The sequence below is a fragment of the Pseudomonas sp. KK18 genome, assembly GCF_037094675.1.
In the GTDB taxonomy this organism is placed as follows: domain Bacteria; phylum Pseudomonadota; class Gammaproteobacteria; order Pseudomonadales; family Pseudomonadaceae; genus Aquipseudomonas.
This window is the reverse complement of the sequence record NZ_CP146605.1, coordinates 15,622-40,530: the sequence shown is the minus strand read 5'-3', so window position 1 is coordinate 40,530 and position 24,909 is coordinate 15,622. Positions and strand designations below refer to the sequence as shown.

At 62.1% G+C, this 24,909-nt stretch carries 25 protein-coding genes; 12 read left to right on the top strand and 13 right to left on the bottom strand.

The features are described 5' to 3' along the window. Window positions 1–26: 26 nt before the first annotated feature. The 3 genes from trpB to V6607_RS00175 all read left to right on the top strand — a co-directional run bounded on the left by trpB (window position 27) and on the right by V6607_RS00175 (window position 2,647). Window positions 27–1,253, top strand: a complete 1,227-nt coding sequence (trpB, locus tag V6607_RS00185) for a tryptophan synthase subunit beta (RefSeq protein WP_003214899.1) — start codon at window positions 27–29, stop codon at window positions 1,251–1,253. Beyond that, the gene (gene trpA / locus V6607_RS00180) at window positions 1,254–2,063 is read left to right on the top strand and encodes a tryptophan synthase subunit alpha (RefSeq protein ID WP_003214901.1); all 810 of its coding nucleotides are present in this window, start codon (window positions 1,254–1,256) and stop codon (window positions 2,061–2,063) included. Window positions 2,064–2,203: 140 nt separating this feature from the next. Further along, a complete protein-coding gene (locus tag V6607_RS00175; protein WP_003214903.1) occupies window positions 2,204–2,647 on the top strand; it encodes an anti-virulence regulator CigR family protein in 444 nt (147 codons plus the stop codon). Window positions 2,648–2,833: 186 nt separating this feature from the next. On the opposite strand, the gene V6607_RS00170 is transcribed toward V6607_RS00175, so the two are convergent. The 6 genes from V6607_RS00170 to V6607_RS00145 form a co-directional block, all read right to left on the bottom strand. Continuing rightward, window positions 2,834–4,138 (bottom strand): MFS transporter, encoded by a 1,305-nt coding sequence (locus tag V6607_RS00170; protein WP_003213647.1) that lies wholly within the window; start codon window positions 4,136–4,138, stop codon window positions 2,834–2,836. Window positions 4,139–4,318: 180 nt separating this feature from the next. Further along, window positions 4,319–5,467, bottom strand: a complete 1,149-nt coding sequence (gene dgoD / locus V6607_RS00165) for a galactonate dehydratase (protein WP_003213645.1) — start codon at window positions 5,465–5,467, stop codon at window positions 4,319–4,321. Between the two features lie 33 nt (window positions 5,468–5,500). Further along, the gene (locus tag V6607_RS00160; RefSeq protein WP_134325491.1) at window positions 5,501–6,121 is read right to left on the bottom strand and encodes a 2-dehydro-3-deoxy-6-phosphogalactonate aldolase; all 621 of its coding nucleotides are present in this window, start codon (window positions 6,119–6,121) and stop codon (window positions 5,501–5,503) included. Window positions 6,122–6,134: 13 nt separating this feature from the next. After that, window positions 6,135–7,103, bottom strand: coding sequence for a 2-dehydro-3-deoxygalactonokinase (locus V6607_RS00155; RefSeq protein WP_134325490.1), 969 nt, complete (start codon window positions 7,101–7,103; stop codon window positions 6,135–6,137). Between the two features lie 102 nt (window positions 7,104–7,205). After that, window positions 7,206–7,532 (bottom strand): DOPA 4,5-dioxygenase family protein, encoded by a 327-nt coding sequence (locus V6607_RS00150; protein ID WP_003213639.1) that lies wholly within the window; start codon window positions 7,530–7,532, stop codon window positions 7,206–7,208. A gap of 31 nt (window positions 7,533–7,563) precedes the next feature. Next, window positions 7,564–8,514, bottom strand: coding sequence for a LysR family transcriptional regulator (locus tag V6607_RS00145; protein ID WP_134325489.1), 951 nt, complete (start codon window positions 8,512–8,514; stop codon window positions 7,564–7,566). A gap of 104 nt (window positions 8,515–8,618) precedes the next feature. On the opposite strand from V6607_RS00145, the gene betC reads away from it, so the two are divergent. The 3 genes from betC to V6607_RS00130 all read left to right on the top strand — a co-directional run bounded on the left by betC (window position 8,619) and on the right by V6607_RS00130 (window position 12,804). Beyond that, window positions 8,619–10,133, top strand: a complete 1,515-nt coding sequence (betC, locus tag V6607_RS00140) for a choline-sulfatase (protein ID WP_008439571.1) — start codon at window positions 8,619–8,621, stop codon at window positions 10,131–10,133. Between the two features lie 16 nt (window positions 10,134–10,149). Then, window positions 10,150–11,070, top strand: coding sequence for a choline ABC transporter substrate-binding protein (gene choX / locus V6607_RS00135; RefSeq protein WP_003213633.1), 921 nt, complete (start codon window positions 10,150–10,152; stop codon window positions 11,068–11,070). Window positions 11,071–11,235: 165 nt separating this feature from the next. After that, window positions 11,236–12,804 (top strand): SulP family inorganic anion transporter, encoded by a 1,569-nt coding sequence (locus tag V6607_RS00130; RefSeq protein ID WP_134325488.1) that lies wholly within the window; start codon window positions 11,236–11,238, stop codon window positions 12,802–12,804. Window positions 12,805–12,918: 114 nt separating this feature from the next. Here V6607_RS00130 and aroE read toward each other — a convergent pair whose 3' ends face one another. Continuing rightward, entirely contained in the window at window positions 12,919–13,737 is an 819-nt protein-coding gene (gene aroE / locus V6607_RS00125) for a shikimate dehydrogenase (protein ID WP_134325487.1), read from the bottom strand. Continuing rightward, window positions 13,737–14,666, bottom strand: coding sequence for an oxygen-dependent coproporphyrinogen oxidase (gene hemF / locus V6607_RS00120; protein ID WP_134325486.1), 930 nt, complete (start codon window positions 14,664–14,666; stop codon window positions 13,737–13,739). Before hemF ends, aroE begins: the two co-directional genes overlap by 1 nt. Window positions 14,667–14,824: 158 nt before the next feature. Between hemF and V6607_RS00115 the strand changes: the two genes are divergently transcribed. Beyond that, window positions 14,825–15,802, top strand: coding sequence for an NADPH:quinone reductase (locus V6607_RS00115; protein ID WP_076013283.1), 978 nt, complete (start codon window positions 14,825–14,827; stop codon window positions 15,800–15,802). Window positions 15,803–15,947: 145 nt separating this feature from the next. Here V6607_RS00115 and V6607_RS00110 read toward each other — a convergent pair whose 3' ends face one another. From V6607_RS00110 to V6607_RS00100, 3 genes are all read right to left on the bottom strand, one after another. Then, the gene (locus tag V6607_RS00110) at window positions 15,948–16,505 is read right to left on the bottom strand and encodes an L-threonylcarbamoyladenylate synthase (protein ID WP_003213622.1); all 558 of its coding nucleotides are present in this window, start codon (window positions 16,503–16,505) and stop codon (window positions 15,948–15,950) included. A gap of 54 nt (window positions 16,506–16,559) precedes the next feature. After that, the gene (gene dprA, locus V6607_RS00105) at window positions 16,560–17,654 is read right to left on the bottom strand and encodes a DNA-processing protein DprA (RefSeq protein WP_003213620.1); all 1,095 of its coding nucleotides are present in this window, start codon (window positions 17,652–17,654) and stop codon (window positions 16,560–16,562) included. A 63-nt stretch (window positions 17,655–17,717) separates the two neighbouring features. Then, the gene (locus V6607_RS00100) at window positions 17,718–18,506 is read right to left on the bottom strand and encodes a peptidoglycan-binding protein (RefSeq protein ID WP_134325485.1); all 789 of its coding nucleotides are present in this window, start codon (window positions 18,504–18,506) and stop codon (window positions 17,718–17,720) included. Between the two features lie 150 nt (window positions 18,507–18,656). Between V6607_RS00100 and def the strand changes: the two genes are divergently transcribed. The 5 genes from def to V6607_RS00075 are packed head-to-tail and all read left to right on the top strand — an operon-like array spanning window position 18,657 to window position 23,213. After that, the gene (gene def / locus V6607_RS00095; protein WP_003213617.1) at window positions 18,657–19,163 is read left to right on the top strand and encodes a peptide deformylase; all 507 of its coding nucleotides are present in this window, start codon (window positions 18,657–18,659) and stop codon (window positions 19,161–19,163) included. A 57-nt stretch (window positions 19,164–19,220) separates the two neighbouring features. Further along, on the top strand, window positions 19,221–20,180 hold the full coding sequence (fmt, locus tag V6607_RS00090) for a methionyl-tRNA formyltransferase (RefSeq protein WP_003213615.1): 960 nt from the start codon (window positions 19,221–19,223) through the stop codon (window positions 20,178–20,180). After that, entirely contained in the window at window positions 20,177–21,487 is a 1,311-nt protein-coding gene (gene rsmB / locus V6607_RS00085; protein ID WP_134325484.1) for a 16S rRNA (cytosine(967)-C(5))-methyltransferase RsmB, read from the top strand. Before fmt ends, rsmB begins: the two co-directional genes overlap by 4 nt. A 22-nt stretch (window positions 21,488–21,509) precedes the next feature. Then, window positions 21,510–22,883 carry a Trk system potassium transporter TrkA gene (gene trkA / locus V6607_RS00080; RefSeq protein WP_003213611.1) on the top strand — a complete coding sequence of 458 codons (1,374 nt, stop codon included), beginning with the start codon at window positions 21,510–21,512 and terminating at the stop codon, window positions 22,881–22,883. Between the two features lie 18 nt (window positions 22,884–22,901). After that, complete coding sequence (locus tag V6607_RS00075) at window positions 22,902–23,213, top strand: hypothetical protein (protein ID WP_134325483.1); 312 nt, start codon at window positions 22,902–22,904, stop codon at window positions 23,211–23,213. A gap of 134 nt (window positions 23,214–23,347) precedes the next feature. Here the strand turns inward: V6607_RS00075 and V6607_RS00070 are convergent, their stop codons facing one another. Beyond that, window positions 23,348–24,235, bottom strand: coding sequence for a lysophospholipid acyltransferase (locus tag V6607_RS00070; protein WP_003213605.1), 888 nt, complete (start codon window positions 24,233–24,235; stop codon window positions 23,348–23,350). A 40-nt stretch (window positions 24,236–24,275) separates the two neighbouring features. Continuing rightward, entirely contained in the window at window positions 24,276–24,833 is a 558-nt protein-coding gene (tag, locus tag V6607_RS00065) for a DNA-3-methyladenine glycosylase I (protein ID WP_087694571.1), read from the bottom strand. Window positions 24,834–24,909: the final 76 nt, after the last annotated feature.

Below are 24,909 nucleotides of genomic sequence, written 5' to 3'. Positions count from 1 at the left end.
TACACATTTTCTACCTGGAGCGTCCCATGACTCAGACCCAGACCGATTTACGCAACGGCCCGGATGCCAATGGCCTGTTTGGTTCGTTCGGCGGCCGCTACGTGGCGGAAACCCTGATGCCGTTGATCCTTGATCTGGCCCGCGAATACGAAGCGGCCAAGATCGATCCGGCCTTCAACGAAGAACTGGCCTACTTCCAGCGCGACTACGTCGGACGCCCAAGCCCGCTGTACTTCGCCGAGCGCCTGACCGAGTTCTGCGGTGGCGCCAAGATCTACCTCAAACGCGAAGAGCTGAACCACACCGGCGCCCACAAGATCAACAACTGCATCGGCCAGATCCTGTTGGCGCGGCGCATGGGTAAAAAACGCATCATCGCCGAGACCGGCGCCGGCATGCACGGTGTGGCCACGGCCACCGTCGCCGCGCGTTTCGGCCTGCAATGCGTGATCTACATGGGCACCACCGACATCGAGCGCCAGCAGGCCAACGTATTTCGCATGAAGCTGCTGGGCGCTGAAGTGATCCCGGTGGTCGCCGGCACCGGCACCCTGAAAGACGCGATGAACGAAGCCCTGCGTGACTGGGTCACCAACGTCGACAGCACCTTCTACCTGATCGGCACCGTGGCCGGTCCGCACCCGTACCCAGCCATGGTTCGCGACTTCCAGGCCGTGATCGGCAAGGAAACCCGTACCCAACTGCAGGCCCAGGAAGGCCGTCTGCCCGACAGCCTGGTGGCGTGCATCGGCGGCGGTTCCAACGCCATGGGCCTGTTTCACCCGTTCCTGGATGACACCAGCGTCGAAATCATCGGCGTTGAAGCGGCCGGCTACGGTATCGAGACCGGCAAACACGCGGCCAGCCTCAACGGCGGCGTACCGGGTGTGCTCCACGGCAACCGTACCTTCCTGCTGCAGGACGACGATGGCCAGATCATCGACGCCCACTCGATCTCCGCGGGCCTCGACTACCCAGGCATCGGCCCTGAACACGCCTGGTTGCACGACATCGGCCGCGTCCAGTACACCTCGGTGACCGACGACGAAGCCCTCGACGCCTTTCACAAATGCTGCCGCCTGGAAGGGATTATTCCTGCACTGGAAAGCGCCCACGCCTTGGCCGAAGTGTTCAAGCGCGCGCCGACCTTGCCGAAAGATCACCTGATGGTGGTCAACCTGTCCGGCCGTGGCGACAAAGACATGCAAACCGTGATGCACCACATGGAACAGTCCAAGCAGGAGAAACACTAAATGAGCCGCCTGCAAACACGTTTTGCGCAACTGAAAGAACAAAACCGCGCCGCCCTGGTGACCTTCGTCACCGCTGGCGACCCGGGGTATGACACCTCGCTGGCGATCCTCAAAGGATTGCCGGCGGCCGGCGCCGATGTGATCGAACTGGGCATGCCGTTCACCGACCCGATGGCTGACGGCCCGGCCATTCAACTGGCCAACATCCGCGCGCTGACCGCCAAGCAGAACCTCACGAAAACCCTGCAAATGGTTCGCGAGTTCCGCGAGGGCAACAGCGACACGCCGCTGGTGCTGATGGGCTACTTCAACCCGATCCACATGTACGGCGTGCCACGCTTCATCAGCGATGCGAAAGAAGCCGGCGTCGACGGCCTGATCGTGGTCGACATGCCGCCGGAACATAACGGCGAGCTGTGCGACCCGGCCCAGGCTGCCGGTATCGACTTTATCCGCCTGACCACGCCGACCACCGACGACGCGCGCCTGCCGACCGTGCTCAACGGCAGCTCAGGGTTTGTGTACTACGTGTCGGTGGCCGGTGTGACCGGCGCCGGCGCCGCGACCCTGGAACACGTCGAAGAGGCCGTGACCCGTCTGCGTCGGCATACCGACCTGCCGATCAGCATCGGTTTCGGCATCCGCACCCCGGAGCAGGCCGCTGCAATCGCCCGCCTGGCAGACGGTGTGGTGGTGGGGTCGGCACTGATCGACCACATCGCCAACGCCAGCAATGATCAACAGGCCATTGACGGTGTATTGACCCTGTGCTCGGCGCTGTCGGAAGGTGTACGCAACGCCCGTAAGTAAGCGGCTCGTAAGCGGTAGGTAAAGTTCCTGATACAGAGGAATCATGCTGGCAAATCAGCACCTAAGCTAACAAGACCAAGGGATTTCGAACCCGGTTCGAAATCCCTTTTTTGTTCGTGCAGTACTGAGGAAACAGCCCCATGAAAATCCCCAAACGTTTGATTGCAGGTGTAGGCGTGCTGGTGCTTGGCGCCAGCGCCCTGGTCCAAGCTGCGCCCTATGATCAGGGTGGCGGACCTGACCGTGGTGGCCCACAGGGCCAGCACGATCAACGTGGCGATGACCATCGCGGGCCGCAGGACAACCACCGTGGCGGGCCGCCTCAGGACTTTGGTCCTGTGAGACAGGTCATCCGCGACAACCATGGCGACTTCCGCCGTGGCGCGCCGCCGCCTCCCGGCATCCACCTGGTGCGCGGCCAGCGCCTGCCGCCAAACTACTATGGTGAGCGTCTGGACCCACGGGCGCTGGGCCATCTGCCGCAATACCCTGGTTATGAATGGCGCCGTTCGGGCGGGGACATCGTGTTGATCGCCGTTGGCACCAGCATCGTCTATCAGATTCTGGATGGCGCGCTGTACTAGAGCCGCACTGCTTTTGTGGTGAGGGAGCTTGCTGTGGCTGGGGAGCTGGTGTGGCGAGGGAGCTTGCTCCCGCTGGGCTGCGCAGCGGCCCCAAAATCCTGGGAGCGCTGCGCACTCCAGCGGGAGCAAGCTCCCTCGCCACACCAGCTCCCTCGCCACCGCAAGCTCCCTCGCCGCAGCAGTCGCCTAAATCTCGATACGCTCGACCTTGCCGACCAACAAGATGTAGGACAACGCACCCAACAACGCCAGCACCGCGATGTACGTAATCGCCGGCGCAAACGAATCCCCGGTCGCCAGAAAGCCAATCACGATCGGCGTGGTAATCGCCGACAGATTGCCGATGAAGTTGAACACCCCACCGGTCAGCCCCAGCAGCCTTGCCGGCGCCAGGGTCGACACCAGCGACCAGGTGATCGACGCCAGGCCATTGCCGAAAAACGCCACCGCCAGAAACGCAATCACCCACGCCGTGGAATCAACAAAGTTGGCGCCGATGATCGCCGTGGAAATCAATAGCCCGCCAATGATCGGCAACTTGCGCGCAAACCCCACGGACGCTCCCCGGCGAATCAGCCAATCGGAAAACAGCCCCGAACACAGCACCCCGACAAACGCCGCCAGAAACGGCAGCGACGCCAGCAGGCCGGACTTGATGAAGTCCATGCCGCGATATTTCACCAGGTAGGTAGGAAACCACGTCAGGAAAAACCACAACGTGGAATTCAGGCAGAACTGCCCCAGGTAGATCCCCCACAGCTTGCGCTTGCTCAACACGATGCCGAGGTCGACCCAGCTGAACGGCGCCTTGGCCGCCTGCGCCTGGATGTCCACCAACCCGCCGCCTTCGCGGATCAGCTCGATTTCCGCCGCATTCGCGCCTTTGAAATCCCGTGGCTCGCGGTACACCGCGTACCAGATCAACGCCCACACAATGCCCACGCCGCCGGTGGCGACAAACACCATGTGCCAGCCAAAGGTGTGTTGCAGCCAGGCCAACACCGGCGTGAGAAACGCCAGCCCGACAAATTGCCCGGAGGTATAAACGCCGATCGCCGTGGCCCGTTCACGCTCGGGGAACCAAGTGGTGACCACGCGGCTGTTGATCGGGTAGGCCGGGGCCTCCAGGGCGCCCACCGCCATGCGCAATACGAACAGCGCGATGAAGCTGGCGGCGAAACCGAGCATCACCGTGGCCACCGACCACAGCAGCAGGGCGACGCTGTAGAGAATGCGCGGCGGCACCCGGTCCACCAGCCAGCCGCCGGGAATCTGCATGGCCGCGTAGGTCCAGCCGAACGCGGAGAAGATCAGCCCGACATGCACCGGGTCGATCCCCAGCTCGCTGGTCAGGGCCGGAGCGGCAATCGACAGGTTGCTGCGGTCCAGGTAGTTGATCACCACGGTGATGAACAGCAGCACCATGATGAAGAAACGCTTTCGGCTGGGCGTGACTAAAGAAGCCTGCCCGGTGAAGGACTCGGATTGCATGGGGGTTGCCTCTTCTTATGGTTATTGAGGACAGGTCTTACTGACGAAACCGAATCAAATGTGGGAGCGGGCTTGCTCGCGAAAGCGGTCTACCAGCAGAGGAGGTGTTGACTGACACTCCGCCTTCGCGAGCAAGCCCGCTCCCACATTGATCGGGTTTTCATCTCAAATTCGCGGTGTTTACCACTCCGCAAAACTGCCATCGGCATGCCGCCAGATCGGATTGCGCCAGCGATGCCCGATGGCCGCGCGTTCGATCACGTATTCCTCGTTGATCTCGATGCCCAGGCCTGGCCCGTTGGGGATTTTCACAAAGCCCTGGTCGTAGTCGAAAACACCCGGATCGCGCACGTAATCCAGCAGGTCATTGCTCTCGTTGTAGTGAATGCCCAGGCTCTGTTCCTGGATGAACGCGTTGTAGCAAACCGCATCCAGCTGCAGGCACGCTGCCAGGGCAATCGGGCCGAGCGGGCAGTGCAGGGCAAGGGCCACGTCGTAGGCTTCGGCCATGTTGGCAATCTTGCGGGTTTCGGTGATACCGCCGGCGTGGGAAGCATCCGGCTGGATGATGTCGACGTAGCCTTCGCTGAGCACGCGCTTGAAGTCCCAGCGCGAGAACAGGCGCTCGCCGAGGGCAATCGGGGTGCTGGTGAGCGGCGCCAGCTCTTTCAGCGCTTCGTAGTTTTCGCTGAGCACCGGCTCTTCGATAAACATCAGTTTGTAGGGGTCGAGTTCCTTCATCAGCACCTTGGCCATGGGTTTGTGCACCCGGCCATGGAAGTCGACGCCGATGCCGACGTTCGGCCCGACCGCATCCCGCACGGCGGCGACGTTGGCCAGGGCCTGGTCGACTTTTTCGAAGCTGTCGAGAAATTGCAGCTCTTCGGTGCCGTTCATTTTCACCGCGGTAAAACCACGGGCCACGGCTTCCTTGGCGGCGCGGGCAGTGTCGGCCGGGCGGTCGCCACCGATCCACGAATACACGCGGATCTTGTCGCGCACCTGGCCACCCAGCAAGTCGCTGACCGACACGCCGAGGGCCTTGCCCTTGATATCCCACAGCGCCTGGTCGATGCCGGCGAGGGCGCTCATATGGATCGCGCCGCCACGGTAGAAACCGCCGCGGTAGAGCACCGTCCAGATGTCTTCGATATTGCGTGGGTCTTTGCCGATCAAGTAATCGGACAGTTCTTCGACGGCGGCAGCCACGGTGTGGGCGCGGCCCTCGACCACAGGTTCGCCCCAACCGGTCACACCCTGGTCGGTTTCAACCTTGAGGAAGCACCAGCGCGGCGGGACGATGAAGGTGGTCAGTTTGGTGATTTTCATCTTCTTATCTCTCTTGTAGATGGAGAACGCTGATCAGCCCAAGGCGTGCCAGGCCGCGACGTAGGCCTGGGCGTTGCTCGCCACTTGGGCGACGCTCATGCCCGGCTTGAATAACCCGGAGCCCAGGCCGAAGCCTTTGACGCCCGCGTCGAAAAATACCTGCATGTTGTCCGGAGTAATGCCGCCCACCGGCAGTAACACCGTGCCCGCCGGCAGTACCGCAAGCCAAGCCTTGACCACCGCCGGGCCCATTTGCTCGGCGGGGAACAGTTTCAGCACGTCGGCGCCTTCGGCCAGCGCGGCAAAGGCTTCGGTGGGCGTGGCGACACCCGGCGACAGATACAGGCCCGCAGCCTTGGCGGCACGCAGTACCTTGGCATCGCTGTGGGGCATGACGATGACCTGGCCGCCGGCGGCTTTGACTTGATCAACCTGTTCCGGGGTCAGCACGGTGCCGGCGCCGATCAGGCAATCGGCGGGCAGGCTGTCCCGCAGGATGCGGATGCTGGAATAAGGGTCCGGTGAATTGAGCGGCACTTCGATCACCCTGAAGCCCGCCTGGTACAACACCTCGCCGATTGCCAGCGCCTCCTCCGGTCGCAGGCCGCGCAGGATCGCGATCAAACCGTTGTGTGTCAGTGCTTGCTTGAGCATGTCGGGCCTCTCGTCAGGTTGCAGGCAGCAGCCCCGCCGCCATTGCCAGTTGCCAAAGGCCACGCTCGGTAGCCTCCTGCGCCAGGGTCACGTGGGGGAAGCCACAGAGTTGGAGTGCACGCTGGTAGCGGGTGCAGAGTTGGGGTGTGCCGACCAGGACGATGTCGCGCTGCTGGCTGGGCTTGCGAGTGCGCAGGCCGGTCAGTTCGTGGCCGATCAACAGCCCGGACAGATAGTCCGGTTGCTCGTCAGGCGCCAGCTCGCCGGTCAATCCCAGGGAGCGTGCGCTGAACAAGTTCGACAACAGGCCCGTTTGGCCGTCTGCCGACAGCGCAACCTGAACACCGCGATCAAAAGCGGCCACCTGGAACTGTTCGGAAGGGCGCTGGGTGCGCCCCAGAATGCTGTGCTGACTGAGCACGGCGAACAACTCGCCGGTCATGAAAGTATCGAAGTGAGTGATGCAGCCTTCCACCACCTCCACCCACTTGGAATGGCTGCCCGGCAGGCCGATCAATACGTCGCGCCCGGTATGGGCAGACAGGCTTTGCAGCACGCCGAGCACCTGGGTTTCTTCACCGCGCATCACATTGGGCAACGCGCCGCGTTGAATCACGCCGGGCACGATGTGCACCGCTGCGCCCCGCAGGCTGCGCACCACATGCAGCGCCTGGCCGAGGGTAGAGACGTCGGCCGGGGTGTCGCGGTAAGCCGCTTCGCTCCAGCCCTGGGCGCTGCCGACCATGCCGCAAGCGATAACGGGAAGGTCGGGCTGGGTGTCGAGCCAGTCACCGCAGGCTGCGTCGAATGCCAGCTCGAACCCGTTGCTGCAGAGAACACCGGCTATTTCCCGGGCTTCAGTGGGCAGGTGCATGATCCCCGACGCCAAGGTGCGCCGTTCGATCACGACGCCTGCCGGGCCGAGCTTGTAAGCACGAAGGGAACTGGTTCCCCAATCGAGCGCGATCAATTGCGCCTGCATCGCTTCACCTGAGTGTTCTGAGCGGATGAGGCGAATATAAACCCAAGACCGGCAAAGTCTCAATATATAAATATCAGTCCCATATATAGGGAAATTAAAGGCTTAAAATATTGACAGATCCAGCGTGCGCATCGCCCCCATCCAGATCGCGTGTTCGGTGTGGTCCTTGAGGTCATCACCGGTGGTCGGGTGCAGGAACACCACCAGGCCGTTGCGGTTGAGGGCCAGCCAAGGCAGCACGACGCCGATGTATTCAGGTTCGAATGCCAGCTGGCAGCTCCAGTCCGGGTGCGGGCCCACCGGGCGTTCATGCACTCGGCCCATGCGCAGCGGAAACAATTGCGCGGCGTCTTCGCAGAGTTTGCGCGCCTGGTCGATGGTGTTGGCGTCGAAATAGATATGGGCGTGGTAGCCCTTGATACGTTGCATGACAGGCTCCGGACTCATTGATCGGCAAATCCTAGACCGCAATGGACGGCAGGGCCAGACCGGTCAGCGATTGTGCGCTGCTGGCCTGTTCGGTCATCAGCCAGTCGACGAAACGCTCAATCAACTGGCTGCGGCGTTTGCGCTGGGGCAGCACCACGTAATAGCCGAAGCGCGAGATCACCGTGTCGCCAATCGGCCGGCACAGCCATTTTTGCTCCAGCAGGTTATCCACAAGGTGACGCCAGCCGATGGCCACGCCCTGGCCCGCGATCGCGGCCTGGATCAACAGCGTGTAATTGTCGAAACGCAGTTGGCCCGGGGTGGGCGCCGTGGTGATGCCCAACTCACGGAACACGCCGCTCCAGTCGAACCACTGGTTGTTGTTTTGCTGGCGCAGGTGCAGCAAGGGGAACTCCAGCAGGCTCTGCACCGACGGTGGCGCGACTCGGTCCTGGAGTAGCTGCGGGCTGCACACCGGGAACACTTCCTCGTTGAACAGCCACAGGCTGTCGCCCTGTTTGAAGCGGCCGTCACCGAACAGCACCGCTACGTCGATATCGCTGCGCAACGTGGCGTGGTTACGCTCGCTGGTGACCAGGCTCACGTCCACCTGCGGGTTGGCTTCATGGAAACGATGCAGGCGTGGCATCAGCCAATACGCGGCGAAGGCAAAGTCGGTCGCCACCTGCAGGACTTCATGCTGGTCCTGCTCGGCAATCGCGCTCAGGCCCTGGTTGATGCTCTGCAAACCGGCCTGTACCTGCTCGAATAACAAGGCGCCCGCGTCGGTCAGCTCGATGCCACGGTAGATGCGATCAAACAGGCGCACCTTCAGCTGTTCTTCCAGGCGCTTGATCTGCTGGCTGATGGCCGGCTGAGTGGTGCCCAACTCCATCGCCGCTGCCGTAAAGCTGCGTTGGCGCGCTGCGGATTCAAAGGCACGCAGCAGGTCGAGTGACAGGTGACCGAGGGATTCATACATAAGCTGGGCTTATCCTAGACATTGCTTCTCATGGGCTTTACCACGATTTCCATGGCCTGCATGCTCATTCGCATAAACATCGACTATGGAATGCCGCGAAAACCATGAAGCGCAAGAACATTCTTTTTATCATGGCCGATCAAATGGCCGCGCCGATGCTTCCGTTCTACGGTCCTTCGCCTATCAAACTGCCAAACTTGAGTCGCCTCGCCGCTGAGGGCGTGGTGTTCGACGCCGCTTACTGCAACAGTCCGCTGTGTGCGCCATCGCGCTTTACCCTGGTGAGCGGCCAGTTGCCGAGCAAGATCGGCGCCTACGACAACGCAGCCGATTTCCCCGCCGACGTGCCGACCTATGCCCACTACCTGCGTCGCCTTGGCTACCGCACAGCGCTGTCGGGCAAGATGCATTTTTGCGGCCCCGACCAGCTCCACGGCTATGAAGAACGCCTGACCAGTGACATCTACCCGGCCGACTATGGCTGGGCCGTGAACTGGGATGAGCCGGACGTGCGCCCCTCCTGGTACCACAACATGGCGTCGGTGCTGCAGGCCGGGCCGTGCGTGCGCACCAACCAGCTGGATTTCGACGAAGAGGTAGTGTTCAAGGCCCAGCAGTACCTGTTCGACCATATCCGCGAAGATGGCGACCAGCCGTTCTGCCTGACCGTGTCGATGACGCACCCACACGACCCTTACACCATTCCCAAACCGTTCTGGGACCTGTACGACGACAACGACATCCCGCTGCCTGCAACACCGCCACAGGCTGACCTCGACCCTCACTCCCAGCGCCTGCTCAAGGTCTATGACCTGTGGGACAAGCCGCTGCCGCTGAACAAGATCCGCGATGCACGCCGCGCCTACTTCGGCGCGTGCAGCTACATTGACAGCAACGTCGGCAAGCTCCTGCAAACCCTGGAAGACACGGGCCTGGCCGATGACACCATCATCATCTTCTCCGGCGACCACGGCGACATGCTCGGCGAACGCGGGCTCTGGTACAAAATGCACTGGTTTGAAATGGCCGCCCGGGTGCCGCTGCTGATCAGCGCGCCGGGGCAGTTTGCCGCCGGCCGGGTGACCGCCGCCGTGTCCACCGCCGACCTGCTGCCTACCCTGGTGGAACTGGCCGGCGGCGAGCTGGACCCGAGGCTGGCGCTGGACGGCCGCTCGCTGGTGTCTCACCTGCAAGGGCAGGGCGGGCACGACGAAGTGTTCGGTGAGTACATGGCCGAGGGCACCATCAGCCCGCTGATGATGATCCGCCGTGGTGCCTACAAGTTCATCTACAGTGAGGACGATCCGTGCCTGCTGTTCGATGTGCACAACGACCCGCACGAGCGGGAGGACCTCAGCCAGTCACCGGAACACCGGCCACTGTTCGAGGCGTTTTTGCATGAAGCGCGGGCCAAATGGGACATCCCGGCGATCCACCAGCAGGTGCTCGCCAGCCAACGCCGTCGCCGCCTGGTGTTCGAGGCGCTGACCCAGGGCAAGCTGAAGAGCTGGGACCACCAGCCACTGGTAGACGCCAGTCAGCAATACATGCGCAACCATATCGACCTCGACGATCTGGAGCGCAAGGCACGTTTTCCACAACCCTGCCAAAACCAATAAAACTGAGGGGAAGGCCATGCAAAAGTTATCCACCGTGTTGAGCGTTGCGCTGCTGGCATTGAGCAGTGCCGGCGCCTACGCGGACACCAGCTGCGACACCGTGAAGATGGCCGATCCGGGCTGGAGCGATATCGCCGCCACCAATGCCATTACCGGTTTCCTGTTGAACGGCATGGGCTACAAGGCCAAGGTCGATACCCTTGCGGTGCCGATCACCTTTGGCGGGCTCAAGGACGGCCAGGTGGACGTGTTCCTGGGTAACTGGATGCCGGCGCAGCAGGGCTTCTACGACAAGTTCGTGGCCAATGGCGATGTGGTGCAACTGGCGAAGAACCTCGACGGCACCGAGTTCACCCTGGCCGTGCCGGACTATGTCTGGGACGCCGGGGTGCATGACTTTGCCGACCTGAACAAGTTTGCCGACAAGTTCGACAAGAAGATCTACGGCATCGGTTCGGGTGCGCCGGCGAATCTCTCGTTGCAGGAAATCATCAAGAAAAACGACTTCGACCTGGGCCAGTGGAAGCTGATCGAGTCCAGTGAACAGGCGATGCTGGCCGAAGTGTCCCGGGCGGTGAAAAAGCAGAAGTTCGTGACCTTCCTCGGCTGGACGCCGCACCCGATGAACGTGCAGTTGAAGATGCATTACCTCAAGGGTGGGGAGAAGTACTTTGGTGACACCGGCAGCGTGTATACGTTGACCCGCAAGGGCTATGCACAGGCGTGCCCGAATGTGGGGAAATTGCTGACCAACCTGAGTTTCACCCAGGAGATGGAGAACGCCATCATGGCTGAGGTGGTGAACAAGAAGCTCAGTAATGCGGACGCGGCGAAGGCGTGGATCAAGGCGAACCCGGCGGTGCTGGACAAGTGGCTGGACGGGGTTAAAACCGTCGATGGCCAGGATGCACTGGCCGCTGTAAAAGCCAAACTCTGATGCACTGATCGTTCCCACGCTCTGCGTGGGAACGCATCCGGTGACGCTGCGCGTCACGACTCAAGAGCGGACGCAGAGCGTCCAGGACGGCATTCCCACGCAGAGCGTGGGAACGATCATCATGAGCCTGATACTCTGATTCAAACCTCTTCAACCGAGTTTCCAATGCCCTGGCCCAACCGCCATACACTCTTTCCCTTCCTCAGCTGGCTCCCGCGCCAAACCCGCGCCGGCGTCGGAAGGGACGCGGTCGTCGGCCTGAGCGGTGCAGTCCTGGCATTACCCCAGTCCATTGCCTACGCGCTGATCGCCGGTCTCCCACCGGAGTATGGCCTGTACGCCGCGATCATCCCGGTATTGATCGCCTGCTTGTGGGGCTCTTCCTGGCACCTGATCTGCGGCCCCACGGCAGCCATCTCTATCGTGCTCTACGCCAGCGTCAGCCCGTTGGCCGTGCCCGGCTCCCAGGACTACATCACACTCATCCTGTTGCTGACATTCCTGGCCGGCGTCTTCCAATGGCTGTTGGGTATGCTGCGCTTCGGCGCCCTGGTGAATTTCGTCTCGCATTCAGTGGTGCTCGGCTTCACCCTCGGCGCTGCGGTGGTGATCGCCCTGGGCCAACTGCCCAACCTGCTGGGGCTGGACCTGCCCAGCCAGGCCACGGCGATCAACAGTCTGCTGGCGCTGATCAACCATGCCGGGGAGTGGAATCGTCCTTCACTGGTGCTCGGGCTCGGCACCTTGCTGGTGGGGGTGCTGCTGAAACTCTGGGTACCGCGCTGGCCAACCCTGTTGATCGCGCTGGCCCTGGGCAGCCTCATCCCGTGGCTGTGGCCGACGATGTTCGGGGAGGTGGCGCGGGTCAGTTCATTTGTCGGCAAGCTGCCACCGTTCAGCCCGCTGCCGATGGACCTGGACATGGTCCTGCGCCTGCTGCCGAGTGCCGTGGCGGTGGGCATGCTGGGGCTGGTGACCAGCCTGTCGATTGCGCGCTCACTGTCGGCCCGCTCCCAACAATTGCTCGATGCAAATCAGGAAGTGCGCGCCCAGGGTTTATCCAACATCGTCGGTGGATTTTTCTCGGGGTACTTGTCGGCGGGTTCCTTCACACGGTCGGGCCTGAGTTATGAGGCAGGCGCCTGTTCGCCGCTGGCGGGAGTGTTTTCCGCGTTGTGGGTGGCGTTGTTCGCGCTGTTCGGTGCGGCATTGATTGCGCATATCCCGATCCCGAGCATGGCCGCCAGCATCCTGCTGATTTGCTGGGGGTTGGTCGACCATCGTGGTATTCGGGCGCTGTTCCGGGTCAGCCGCGCAGAGTTCGTGGTGATGAGCCTGACCTGCATCGCCACGCTGTTGCTGGAGTTGCAAACGGCCATTTACGCCGGGGTGCTGGCGTCGCTGTTTTTCTACCTCAAGCGCACCTCACAGCCGCGGGTCCAGCAATGGCGTGACGGAGAGGACGATGTGCTGCGGGTCGGCGGGTCGATCTTTTTCGGCGCCAGCCATTACCTGCAGGTGCGGCTGCAAAGCCTGCACGGCCAGCGGGTGGTGATCGAGGCGCAGCAGATCAACTTCATCGACTATTCCGGGGTGGAAATGCTGCACCAGGAAGCGCGCCGATTGAATGGAGTGGGGCGCAGCCTGGCGTTGCGCAAGGCCCGGCCACAGGTGGTGGAAGAGTTGAGGAAACTGGAAGGGGCCGACCAATGCCCCATCCATTTCGAAGACTGAATGCGGTTAAAACTGTGGGAGCGGGCTTGCTCGCGAATGCGGTGTGACAGTCGCCGTATGTATCGACTGATCCACCGCATTCGCGAGCAAGCCCGCTCCCACATTCGGATTGCGTCAGGCCAGTTGGCTACGCAATTCAGCCAGCACCGGCGCCGAATCCGGGCGCACACCGCGCCACAGGAAGAACGCTTCCGCGGCCTGTTCCACCAGCATCCCCAGGCCATCCATTGCCACCGCCGCGCCCTGCTCACCGGCCCAGCGGCAGAAAGCCGTAGGCTCTTTGCCATACATCATGTCGTAGCAAAAAGTCTTTCCGGGTTCGATCAGGCTGCCGGCAATCGGCGGTACATCGCCTGACAGGCTGGCGGACGTGGCATTGATGATCAGGTCCACCGGTTCACGCAGCCAGTCGAAACCGCTGGCGGACACCGGGCCGAGATCGTCGAACAGCTCGGCGAGCAATTCGGCTTTTTCCACGGTGCGATTGGCAATGATCAGCGAAGCCGGCTGCTCAGCCAGCAATGGCTCCAACGCGCCGCGCACCGCACCACCGGCGCCCAGCAGCAGGATGCGTTTGCCTTGCAGGCTGAACCCGGCATTCACCGTCAAATCCCGCACCAGGCCGGCGCCGTCGGTGTTATCTCCCAACAGGCTGCCATCGCCGAGCTTGCTCAGGGTATTCACCGCGCCGGCCCGTTGGGCGCGTTCGGTCAGGGCGTTGGCCAGGCGATAGGCCTCTTCCTTGAACGGTACGGTGACGTTGGCGCCACGGCCTTGTGCGAAAAATGCTTTTGCACAGCCGGTGAAATCCTCCAACGGCGCGAGCAAGGTGCTGTAGTCCAGTTGCTCGCCGGTCTGTTCGGCGAACAGACGGTGAATCAGCGGCGACTTGCTGTGGCCGATGGGGTTGCCGAAGACGACATAACGATCCATCAGACCGCCGCCTTGGGCAGCACACCCAGCCAGTCGCGGTCTTGCAGGAAGTAGTCGGTTAGGCGCGCTTCTTCGCTGTCGGGGGAGGCTTTCCAGTCATAGCTCCAGCGCACTTGGGGTGGCAGCGACATCAGGATCGACTCGGTACGCCCGCCCGATTGCAGGCCAAACAAAGTGCCACGGTCGTAGACCAGGTTGAACTCGACGTAGCGGCCACGGCGGAATTCCTGGAATTCGCGCTGCTGCTCGGTATAGGCCATGGCCTTGCGGCGCTGGACGATCGGCAGGTAGGCGTCGATGTAGGCGTCGCCGATGGCGCGCATGAAGGCGAAACTGGTGTCGAAGTCCCACTCGTTCAAATCATCGAAGAACAAACCGCCGATGCCACGCGGTTCGTTGCGGTGCTTGATGTGGAAGTAGGTGTCGCACCAGGCCTTGTAGCGTGAATAAACGTCCGGGCCAAACGGCGCGCAGGCCTGTTCGGCGACGCGGTGCCAGTGGATGCAGTCTTCTTCGTTGCCGTAGTAGGGCGTCAGGTCGAAGCCGCCGCCAAACCACCACACAGGCTCTTCGCCTTCTTTTTCAGCGATGAAAAAACGCACATTGGCGTGGGAAGTCGGCACATGCGGGTTGTGCGGGTGGATCACCAGCGACACGCCGAGGGCTTCAAAACCGCGACCGGCCAATTCCGGGCGATGGGCACTGGCGGACGGTGGGAGGCCGCTGCCAAACACGTGGGAAAAGTTAACGCCGCCTTTCTCGATTACCGAACCGTTTTCGATCACACGGGTGCGACCGCCGCCGCCGGCAGGCCGGGTCCAGGCGTCTTCGATGAAGCGAGTGTCCGTCTCGAAGGTTTCCAGGGCGCTGCAAATGCGGTCTTGCAGGTCAAGCAGGTAGGCTTTGACAGCCTCGGTGCGGGTAGTCATGACATCACCTTGAATCGGGCAACGCTACACGAGGCCATTGGGCATCGGCGGCAAATGGGCGCACAGGATACCACTGCACCCACTGCTGCCACAGTTGACGAAGATCAAGCTTAGGAGTCCGATAGGGGGCTACGCGAAATGACTTAAGGAGAGTGCAGATGGCCAAACGTATCCAGTTCCGTGCCCATGGCGGCCCCGAAGTGCTTGAGTATGTGGACTACACCCCGGCAGAACCCGGCCCGCAGCAGGTTCGCGTGCAGAACAAGGCCATTGGCCTGAACTTCATCGACACCTATTTCCGCAGCGGCCTGTATGCACCACCGGCCTTGCCGTCGGGCCTGGGCGCGGAAGGTGCCGGCGTGGTTGATGCGGTGGGCAGCGAAGTCACTCAATTCAAGGTCGGCGATCGCGTGGCCTACGGCAGCGGCCCGCTGGGCGCCTACAGCGAATTGCATGTGTTGCCGGCTGCCAACCTGGTGCACCTGCCGGACGACATCAGCTTCGAACAGGCCGCCGGCGCGATGCTCAAGGGCCTGACGGTGCAGTACCTGTTGCGCCAGACCTATGAGTTGAAGGGCGGCGAAACCATTCTGTTCCACGCCGCTGCCGGTGGCGTCGGCTCCCTGGCTTGCCAATGGGCCAAGGCCCTGGGCGTGAAGCTGATCGGTACCGTGAGTTCGCCGGAAAAAGCCGCGCTGGCCAAATCCCTCGGCGCCTGGGAAACCATCGACTACAGCAAGGAAAATGTCGCACAACGCGTGCTGGAACTGACTGACGGCAAGAAGTGCCCAGTGGTGTACGACGGCGTAGGCAAGGACACCTGGCTCACCTCCTTGGATAGCGTTGCGCCACGCGGTTTGGTGGTGAGTTTTGGTAATGCTTCGGGGGCGGTGGATGGGGTCAACCTGGGGATTCTGGCGGCCAAGGGCTCGCTGTATGTGACCCGGCCGACATTGGCGACCTATGCCAACAACCCGGAAAACCTGCAGGCGATGGCGGATGATCTGTTTTCGATGATCATCAGCGGGAAGCTGCAGATTGATATTAACCAACGGTTTTCGTTGGGGGATGCGGCGAAGGCGCAAATTGAGTTGTCGGCGCGGCGGACGACTGGGTCGACCATTCTGTTGCCATAGGGCGTTGGATTTTCAGCGGCTTTGAGGGCCTCTTCGCGAGCAAGTCGAATCGTCGCACCGCCGCTCCCACATTTGTCCGCGTTCCAAAAGTTGGACTCGGTCAAATGTGGGAGCGGGCTTGCTCGCGAAAGCAGGCGGCTCGGTCTCAGGAAGGCCGCACAACCTCACCCGTCGCCAGATCCCGAATCAGACTCGGGTTCTTGCGCCCACCCAGATTCCCGCCCAATACCAGATCCACCTGCCCGCGGAAGTACTGCTCCACACGAATCCGCGTGCGCGCCGCCGGGCGGCCCTGCGGGTTGGCCGAGGTGGAAATCAGTGGCCCGACCAGCGAGCACAGATCCCGCACTTGCGGATGATCAGTCACCCGCAACGCCACCGTGTCATGCACCCCGGTAATCCACTCGGGCAGCAAGTCCTGATGGGGCACCAGCCACGTATTCGGACCAGGCCAGGTACTGGCCATGCGGTCCATCCACTCATCGGGAAAGTCTTCGAAGAGAAAATCGAACTGACGGATATTGTCGGCAATCAGGATCAGCCCCTTATCCACAGACCGGCCCTTGATCGCCAGCAACCGATCCACCGCTTCTTCGTTCCAAGGGTCACAGCCCAGGCCCCAGACCGCCTCGGTTGGATAGGCAATCACTGCGCCTGCGCGAATTTCTCGTGCGGCTTCTCGCACACGCCACCTGTTGACCATTACTCACTCTCCGGACTAAAGCTCTGCGCAGTTTACCGATCTTCGTTACAAAACCTAGCCGCGCGCAAGCCAGCGCCCGCTTTCGCAGATCACCCGGCCTTCCAGTTCCAGCTCCGTCAGGCTGGCCAGCACCTCGGACAAGGCCCTGCCACTGGCAATCGCCAGGGCTTCACTGGTGTGGGGCGCCGCGTGCAACAGCGCCACCAGCGGATGATTGACCGCAATCGGCGCCGGGCGGGAGAGGGCCTGCCAGCCACGCAGGTTTTCGAGAATGTGCTCGATGGTTTCCACCAGCACCGCGCCATCGCGGATCAGTTGATGGCAGCCTTTGGCCCCGGGGTGATGGATGGAGCCGGGGATGGCGTATACCTCGCGCCCTTGCTCCGCCGCCAGCCGCGCGGTGATCAGCGAACCGCTGGCCATGCTGGCCTCCACCACCAGTACCCCAAGCGACAGGCCACTGATAATACGGTTGCGGCGCGGGAAGTTGCCGGCCTGGGGCGCGGCGTCCAACGGAAACTCGGAAACCACGGCGCTGCCTTGGGCAATCATCGCCTCGGCCAAGCGTCGATGGCGCTGTGGATAAAAATTTTCGAGCCCGGTGCCCAGCACGCCGATTGTATGTCCACCAACATCCAAAGCCGCCTGGTGAGCAGCACCGTCGATACCCAGGGCAAGGCCACTGGTGATGACAAAACCGGCACTCGCCAGGCTGCGGGAAAACGCGGCGGCGGTATCCATTCCTGGCCTGGAGGCGCGACGGCTGCCGACCATCGCCAGCTGCGGTTTCTCCAGAATCGCCGGGTTGCCGGCGACGAATAATAGCGGGGGTGCGTCATCCAATTCTGCAAGCAATGCCGGGTAGTCGGGTTGGTCCCACATCAGCAAATGCTGGGCCGGACGCTCCAACCAGGCCAATGCCGCACTGGCACCATCACGTACTTCCTCGCAACGCCGGGCATCGGCGCTGGCCACCTTGAGCCCCAGGGAGCGCCAGGCACTGGCCGGTGCGCTGATGGCTTTTGACGCAGAACCAAAGGCCTCGATAAGTTTTTTAAAGCCCTTGGGACCCAGTTCCGGCAGCCTGTGCAAGCGTAGTCGGGCTTCCAGTTCTGCCGGGGAAATTTCACGGTCATTCGTCGGTAACATATGATCGTCCTTGATCGGAACAAGCTGTGGATAACTCTGTTGGTAACTTATTTAGCAACCTAATTATTGTCTTCGTTCAGGCGCCTCAAAACGGTCCATTACCGCCAGCGAACGCGACGCGCTGAGCACCAGGCCGTAGCTGAGCTTTTCGTAGGTGCGGAACACCAATAGCGTCCCGGCCGGCTCGTCGGGCATCTTCACCGGAGCACCGGTTACTCGGTCCCGAACGGTTTCCCCGGTTTTCACCACGGCCAGCAAATGGCCTTCCGTCAGGCCGTCACGACGGCCCTTGTTCAGCGTCACCGCGTCCAGCACGCCGATCTGCGTCACGCCCCGTGGCACGTCGATGATGTGCCCGGCAGTGGCGCGAGCAGGCATCTGAATCACCAGGCTGGCGAGGTCGGTGGGCGCTTGCTGGCTGAGCAATCGGTCGCCGGGCCGCACTTCCTGGGTGACGCGCTGCACACCCAACGTGCTGACATCGCCCGCCGTCACAAAACGTGCGGTGCCAATGTCGTCGACGTTGATACCCAGCAATTCCTGGCTTTGCGGGTCGGTATAGGCCTTGCCGCGACGGAAGATCCCGTAGCTTTCGGCGGTAGGGTTCAGGGCACCTCGCGCATAAATACGCTCGCCATCGGCGCCCAATACTCGTCCGGCATCTGCTGCAACAATATAGGGAGCGTGCTCCAGTTCCTGGGGGGTATCGAGAATGCGGTTGTGCAGTAAAAAGCGCTGGATGGCCTGCTGCGTATGAAGCGGCAACGGTTGGCCGGGCTGTGGATAGCTCTCGGGAACCTGGGCAATAACGGCCTGGGCCCACAGCAGCAAGACGAGTAGCGATTTCCTCATGGGGTGAATCTCCTTTATTATGTGCATTCGCGTGAAACGCCTTGGCCTTCGCGGCTTTCGGACGTTTTCCCACGGCACTTATCCCGGCACATCAAGGGTCCATCCCCGGCGCCGACTTGCCTTTACCTCACATGTGCAGCAATTACGCTTATGGCTATTTTGAACATCCTCGAATTTCCGGACTCACGCCTGCGCACCATCGCCAAGCCAGTGGCCGTAGTGGACGCCAAGGTTCGTCAGTTGGTCGATGACATGTTTGAAACAATGTATGAAGCCCCGGGTATCGGCCTCGCCGCGACCCAGGTCGACGTGCATCAGCGCGTCGTGGTCATGGACCTGTCCGAAGACCGCAGCGAGCCCCTGGTGTTTATCAACCCTGAGTTCGAAACCCTGACCGACGAGATGGGCCAGTACCAGGAAGGCTGCCTGTCGGTGCCCGACTTCTACGAGAACGTCGACCGTCCCCAGCGCGTCAAGATCAAGGCCCTGGACCGTGACGGCAAGCCGTTCGAGATGATTGCCGAAGGCCTGCTGGCGGTGTGCATCCAACACGAGTGCGACCACCTCAACGGCAAGCTGTTTGTCGATTACCTGTCCACGCTTAAACGCGACCGGATCAAGAAGAAGCTGGAAAAGAAGCATCGCCAGCAAGCTTGATTCCCTTCTTTCAAAGGCTTGCTCCGGCAAGCCTTTTTCTTTTGTGAGACGTTTCCTATGACCGAGCCACTGCGCATCGTTTTTGCCGGCACCCCCGAATTCGCCGCCGAACACCTCAAGGCCCTGCTCGCCAGCCCTTATGAAATCGTGGCGGTCTACACCCAGCCCGATCGCCCGGCCGGTCGTGGGCAAAAACTGATGCCCAGCCCGGTCAAGCAGCTGGCACTGGAAAACAACATTGTGGTGCTGCAGCCGCCGACCCTGCGCAACGCCGATGCCCAGGCCGAACTGGCTGCGCTGAAACCAGACCTGCTGGTGGTGGTGGCCTACGGCTTGATCCTGCCCCAGGCTGTGCTGGATATCCCGCGCCTGGGCTGCATCAACAGCCACGCCTCGCTGCTGCCTCGCTGGCGTGGCGCGGCACCGATCCAGCGTGCCGTCGAAGCCGGTGATGCGCAAAGCGGGGTGACCGTGATGCGCATGGAAGCAGGCCTGGACACCGGGCCGATGCTGCTGAAAGTCACCACCCCGATCACCGGGCAAGACACCGGCGGCAGCCTGCATGATCGCCTCGCCGAAATGGGCCCGCCGGCTGTCGTCCAGGCCATCGCAGGCCTGGCTGCCGGCACTCTGCAAGGTGAAGTGCAGGACGACAGCCTCGCCACCTACGCCCACAAATTGAACAAGGATGAAGCCCGCATCGACTGGAGCCGCCCGGCCGTTGAGCTGGAGCGTCTGGTGCGTGCCTTCAACCCGTGGCCGATCTGCCACAGCACGCTCAATGGCGAGGCCTTGAAAGTACTGGCCGCCACCCTGGCCGAAGGCAAGGGCGCCCCCGGCGAGATCATCGGCGCCAGCAAGGACGGCCTGTTGGTAGCGTGCGGTGAACAGGCGCTGTGTCTGACCCGTCTGCAATTGCCCGGCGGCAAGGCGCTGAACTTCAGCGATTTGTTCAACAGCCGCCGTGAGAAATTTGCCGTTGGCATCGTCCTCGGCCAAGCGGTGGACGCGCAATGAACCCACGTCTGTCCGCCGCCAAGGCCCTGGCCGCCGTGCTCAACGGCAAGGCTTCCCTCAATAGTTCGTTGCCGACCCAACTGGATAAAGTCGAAGACCGCGATCGCGGCTTTACCCAGGACCTGGCCTTCGGTACCGCCCGCTGGCAGCCACGTTTATCGGCGCTGGCGGCCAAGCTGCTGCAAAAGCCGTTCAAGGCGGCGGACGCCGATGTCGAGGCGCTGCTGCTGGTGGGCCTGTATCAACTGCTCTACACCCGCGTGCCGGCCCACGCGGCCATCGGCGAAACCGTCGGTTGCGCCGACAAGCTGAAAAAGCCTTGGGCCAAGGCCCTGCTCAACGCCGTGCTGCGCCGCGCCCAGCGCGAAAGCGAAGCGCTGCTGGCCGAGCTGGAACATGACCCGGTGGTGCGCACCGCCCACCCGCGCTGGCTGCAAAAATCCCTGAAGGCATTCTGGCCCGAGCAATGGGAAGCCATCTGCGCGGCCAACAACGCGCACCCGCCGATGATCCTGCGGGTCAATCGCCGTCATCACACCCGCGACGCTTATCTCACATTGCTTGGCGAAGCCGGTGTAGCGGCCACGGCCTGCGTCTACAGCCAGGACGGCATCGTTCTTACAGAACCGGGCGATGTACGTAACCTGCCCGGGTTCGCCGAAGGCTGGATCAGCGTGCAGGACGAAGCCGCTCAACTGGCCGCCGACCTGCTGGACCTGGCCCCGGGCCAACGCGTACTGGACGCCTGTTGCGCCCCCGGCGGCAAGACCTGCCACATCATGGAAGTGCAAGCAGACCTGGCCGGTGTCGTCGCCGTCGACCTGGAAGCCAAGCGCCTGGTGCGTGTGCGGGAAAACCTCGCGCGCCTGGGCCTCAGCGCCGACCTGATCGCCGCCGACGGCCGCGACACCGCCACCTGGTGGGACGGCAAGCCGTTCCAGCGCATCCTGCTGGACGCACCGTGCTCCGCCACCGGCGTGATCCGCCGCCACCCGGACATAAAGCTGACCCGCCAACCCGACGACATCGCCGCCCTGGCCGTGCTGCAAGGCGAGTTGCTGGACGCGTTGTGGCCGACCCTCGAAGTAGGCGGCATCCTGCTGTACGCCACCTGCTCGACGCTGCCTACCGAAAACACTGAAGTCATCGAAGCCTTCCTTGCTCGCACCAGCGGCGCACGGGAACTGGACCTCGACATCCAGGCCGGGATCAAGCAGCCTCATGGCCGCCAGTTGCTGGCCCAGGAAGGCGGCCACGACGGGTTCTATTACGCCAAGCTGATCAAGATTGCCGCCGCTCGCGGCTGAATGGTTTTAAGGGAGTGACCGGATGAAAATCATCATCCTCGGCGCAGGGCAGGTTGGCGGTACGCTGGCCGAGCATTTGGCCAGCGAAGCCAACGACATCACCGTGGTCGACACCGACGCGGAGCGCCTGCGGGATTTGGGCGACCGTTTGGACATCCGTACCGTACAGGGCCGCGCCTCGTTTCCTACAGTGCTGCGCCAGGCCGGTGCCGACGATGCCGACATGCTGGTGGCAGTCACCAACAGTGACGAGACCAACATGGTTGCCTGCCAGGTCGCCCACACCCTGTTTCACACTCCGACCAAGATCGCCCGAGTGCGTGAGGCGGCCTACCTGACCCGCGCCGGACTGTTCGACAACGACGCGATCCCGGTCGATGTGCTGATCAGCCCGGAACAGGTGGTGACCCATTACATCAAGCGCCTGATCGAACACCCGGGCGCCTTGCAGGTGATCGACTTCGCCGAAGGCAAGGCACAGCTGGTGGCGGTCAAGGCCTACTACGGCGGACCGTTGGTGGGCCAGCAACTGCGCCAGCTACGCGAGCACATGCCCAACGTCGAGACGCGGGTGGCGGCGATCTTCCGTCGCGACCGGCCGATCCTGCCCCAGGGCGATACGGTGATCGAGGCTGACGACGAGGTGTTTTTCATCGCCGCCAAAGCGAACATTCGCGCGGTGATGAGCGAAATGCGCCGTCTGGATGAGACCTATAAACGCATCGTCATCGCCGGCGGCGGGCAGATCGGTGAGCGCTTGGCCGAGGCCATCGAAAGCCGCTACCAGGTGAAGATCATCGAGATGAATCCGGCACGCTGCCGGTATTTGTCCGACACCCTCGACAGCACCGTGGTCCTGCAGGGCAGCGCCTCGGATCGTGATCTGCTGCTGGAAGAAAACATCGCCGACGCCGATATCTTCCTGGCCCTGACCAACGATGACGAAGCCAACATCATGTCGTCGTTGCTGGCCAAGCGGCTGGGGGCGAAGAAGGTGATGACCATCATCAACAACCCGGCCTACGTCGACCTGATCCAGGGCGGCGATATCGACATCGCCATCAGCCCGCAACTGGCGACCATCGGCACCTTGCTGGCCCACGTGCGGCGCGGCGATATCGTCAGTGTGCACTCGTTGCGCCGGGGTGCGGCGGAAGCCATCGAGGCGATTGCCCACGGTGATTCAAAATCGAGCAAGGTGATTGGCAAGGCGATCCGCGATATCGGCCTGCCGCCGGGCACCACCATCGGCGCAATCATTCGCGATGAAGAAGTGATCATCGCCCACGACGACACGGTGATCGCCACGGGCGACCACGTGATTCTGTTCCTTGTGGATAAAAAACATATCCGCGATGTGGAGAAGCTGTTCCACGTGGGCCTGAGCTTTTTCTGATCAAACGGAGTGACCGACATGCTCGAATCCCTGGAAAAAATGCTCGCCAAGGGCGTGGATAACTCACTGCTGCGGTTTGGTTTGGGCAAGGGTTATCTTGATCTGAAGGACAACGCCAAAGCGGCCGAGCATTTGCAGAAATGCGTCGAGTTCGACCCGAAGTATTCGGCGGCGTGGAAGCTGTTGGGCAAGGCGCAGTTGGGGCAGGGTGATAACGCTGCAGCGCGGTTAGCTTGGGAGAAGGGTATTGAAGCGGCCCTGGCACATGGCGACAAGCAGGCCGAAAAGGAAATGACCGTATTCCTGAAGAAACTCGACCGCCAAGTTTAAGCAGAACCCAATGTGGGAGCGGGCTTGCTCGCGAAGGCGTCGTGTCAGTCACCGAATTTGTGTCTGATACACCGCCTTCGCGAGCAAGCCCGCTCCCACATTTTGTTTTGTGCCAACCTTGAGTCAGCCGTAAATCAATACCACCGCGCCTCACCCGGCGGGCGTTTCTTGAAGCGTTTCATGCTCCACATGTACTGGCTCGGGTAAGCCCCCACATAGCGCTCCACCACCTTGCTCATCGCCGCACACGAAGTGGCGGTGTCGGTGCTGTACATGTCTTCCGGCGCCGCTTCCAGGATCACTTTGTAGCCCGAGCCATCCGGCAGCCGCAGGGCATGCAGGAACACCCCGACCGCCTTGTGCCCCGCCAGCATGTTCGGCACGAACTTGCTGGTCAGCGCCTGGGTGGCGAAGAACGGCACGAAGATCCCGGCCGATTCCGCCGGCTCCGGATCCGCAGGAATGCCCACCTGGCCGCCTTTGCGCACTTCCTTGATGACACTGAGGATGCCTTCCTTGGTGGACGCCGCCACGCGGTTACCCAGTTGCACCCGCTGTTTGCGCAGCAAGTCATCCACCGCCTTGAGCTTCGGCGGGCGGTAGAAAATGATCGGTTTGCATTGGCTGCAATAGAAGTGGTTCAACACTTCCCAGTTGCCCAGGTGGCTGGTGATACCGACCACGCCTTTGCCCGAGGCCAGGGCTTCGTGCAGCACTTCCAGGCCTTCGACCTCGCGCACCAGGTCGATGGAACGCTGGGCCGGCCAGATCCAGGCGCAGGCGCTTTCGGTCAGGGACTTGCCGATGTCCATCAGGCTGCGTCCAACGAGACGCTCGCGCTCGGCCGGATCCATGTCCGGGAAGCATTTGGACAGGTTGATCCGCACCGTCTCGCGGGAACGGTTGGGGGTTTTCCACATGATCCAGCCAATTGCCGAACCGACCGCTTGCACCGCGCGCCAGGGCAGCAGGGCAAACAACCGAAGAGCGCCTACCAGCAAGGCGCCTTTAAACTTTTCCACAGGTCACTCCTGATCGTGTGTGGTGCGCAAAGCCGCCATTCTAACCGGCGTTGGCGAGGTCCGCGTAACGGTCGCAGTCCTGAGTGTGGTCCATGACCATGCCCGAGGCCTGCATGAACGCGTAACAGATGGTCGGCCCGACGAAGGTGAAGCCGGCTTTTTTCAAGGCTTTGCTCATGGCCTCAGCCTCCGGCGTAATGGCCGGAACCTGGCTGCGGTCCTTGAAATGATTGACCTTGGGCACGCCGCCCACAAACGACCACAGAAACTCCACGGGGTCCTGCAGCGCCAGCCAGGCGGCGGCATTGCGCCGGGTGGCATTGAGTTTCAGGCGGTTACGCACGATGCCCGGATCGAGCATCAGCGCTTCGATCTCGGCATCGCTCAGTTGGGCCAGACGCTGCGCATCAAAGCCGAACAAGACCTTTCGATAATGCTCGCGTTTGCGTAAAACGGTGATCCAGGACAGGCCCGCCTGGAACCCTTCGAGCAAAAGCAACTCGAACAGTCCCTGCGCATCGCGCAGCGGCGTTCCCCACTCCTGATCGTGATAAGCCATGTACAGCGGATCTTCAGAACACCAAAAGCAGCGTGGCATAAGGCTCCAGGGGATGGTGGCGCGGCCGAATCGGGTATACTCCCGCTCTTTAAATCGCAGCCCAAGTAACAGGTGA

Bases quoted from the DNA above. Each gene is read 5' to 3' on its own strand.
- betC (WP_008439571.1), top strand. From the start codon at position 8,619: ATGAAGCGCAAGAACATTCTTTTTATCATGGCCGATCAAATGGCCGCG.
- fmt (WP_003213615.1), top strand. From the start codon at position 19,221: ATGACCGAGCCACTGCGCATCGTTTTTGCCGGCACCCCCGAATTCGCC.
- dgoD (WP_003213645.1), bottom strand. From the start codon at position 5,467: ATGAAAATCACCAAACTGACCACCTTCATCGTCCCGCCGCGCTGGTGC.
- aroE (WP_134325487.1), bottom strand. From the start codon at position 13,737: ATGGATCGTTATGTCGTCTTCGGCAACCCCATCGGCCACAGCAAGTCG.
- V6607_RS00170 (WP_003213647.1), bottom strand. From the start codon at position 4,138: ATGCAATCCGAGTCCTTCACCGGGCAGGCTTCTTTAGTCACGCCCAGC.
- V6607_RS00145 (WP_134325489.1), bottom strand. From the start codon at position 8,514: ATGTATGAATCCCTCGGTCACCTGTCACTCGACCTGCTGCGTGCCTTT.
- trpB (WP_003214899.1), top strand. From the start codon at position 27: ATGACTCAGACCCAGACCGATTTACGCAACGGCCCGGATGCCAATGGC.
- V6607_RS00175 (WP_003214903.1), top strand. From the start codon at position 2,204: ATGAAAATCCCCAAACGTTTGATTGCAGGTGTAGGCGTGCTGGTGCTT.
- V6607_RS00100 (WP_134325485.1), bottom strand. From the start codon at position 18,506: ATGAGGAAATCGCTACTCGTCTTGCTGCTGTGGGCCCAGGCCGTTATT.
- hemF (WP_134325486.1), bottom strand. From the start codon at position 14,666: ATGACTACCCGCACCGAGGCTGTCAAAGCCTACCTGCTTGACCTGCAA.
- choX (WP_003213633.1), top strand. From the start codon at position 10,150: ATGCAAAAGTTATCCACCGTGTTGAGCGTTGCGCTGCTGGCATTGAGC.
- V6607_RS00110 (WP_003213622.1), bottom strand. From the start codon at position 16,505: ATGGTCAACAGGTGGCGTGTGCGAGAAGCCGCACGAGAAATTCGCGCA.
- trkA (WP_003213611.1), top strand. From the start codon at position 21,510: ATGAAAATCATCATCCTCGGCGCAGGGCAGGTTGGCGGTACGCTGGCC.
- def (WP_003213617.1), top strand. From the start codon at position 18,657: ATGGCTATTTTGAACATCCTCGAATTTCCGGACTCACGCCTGCGCACC.
- V6607_RS00160 (WP_134325491.1), bottom strand. From the start codon at position 6,121: ATGCTCAAGCAAGCACTGACACACAACGGTTTGATCGCGATCCTGCGC.
- V6607_RS00155 (WP_134325490.1), bottom strand. From the start codon at position 7,103: ATGCAGGCGCAATTGATCGCGCTCGATTGGGGAACCAGTTCCCTTCGT.
- trpA (WP_003214901.1), top strand. From the start codon at position 1,254: ATGAGCCGCCTGCAAACACGTTTTGCGCAACTGAAAGAACAAAACCGC.
- V6607_RS00115 (WP_076013283.1), top strand. From the start codon at position 14,825: ATGGCCAAACGTATCCAGTTCCGTGCCCATGGCGGCCCCGAAGTGCTT.
- V6607_RS00130 (WP_134325488.1), top strand. From the start codon at position 11,236: ATGCCCTGGCCCAACCGCCATACACTCTTTCCCTTCCTCAGCTGGCTC.
- dprA (WP_003213620.1), bottom strand. From the start codon at position 17,654: ATGTTACCGACGAATGACCGTGAAATTTCCCCGGCAGAACTGGAAGCC.
- V6607_RS00075 (WP_134325483.1), top strand. From the start codon at position 22,902: ATGCTCGAATCCCTGGAAAAAATGCTCGCCAAGGGCGTGGATAACTCA.
- tag (WP_087694571.1), bottom strand. From the start codon at position 24,833: ATGCCACGCTGCTTTTGGTGTTCTGAAGATCCGCTGTACATGGCTTAT.
- rsmB (WP_134325484.1), top strand. From the start codon at position 20,177: ATGAACCCACGTCTGTCCGCCGCCAAGGCCCTGGCCGCCGTGCTCAAC.
- V6607_RS00150 (WP_003213639.1), bottom strand. From the start codon at position 7,532: ATGCAACGTATCAAGGGCTACCACGCCCATATCTATTTCGACGCCAAC.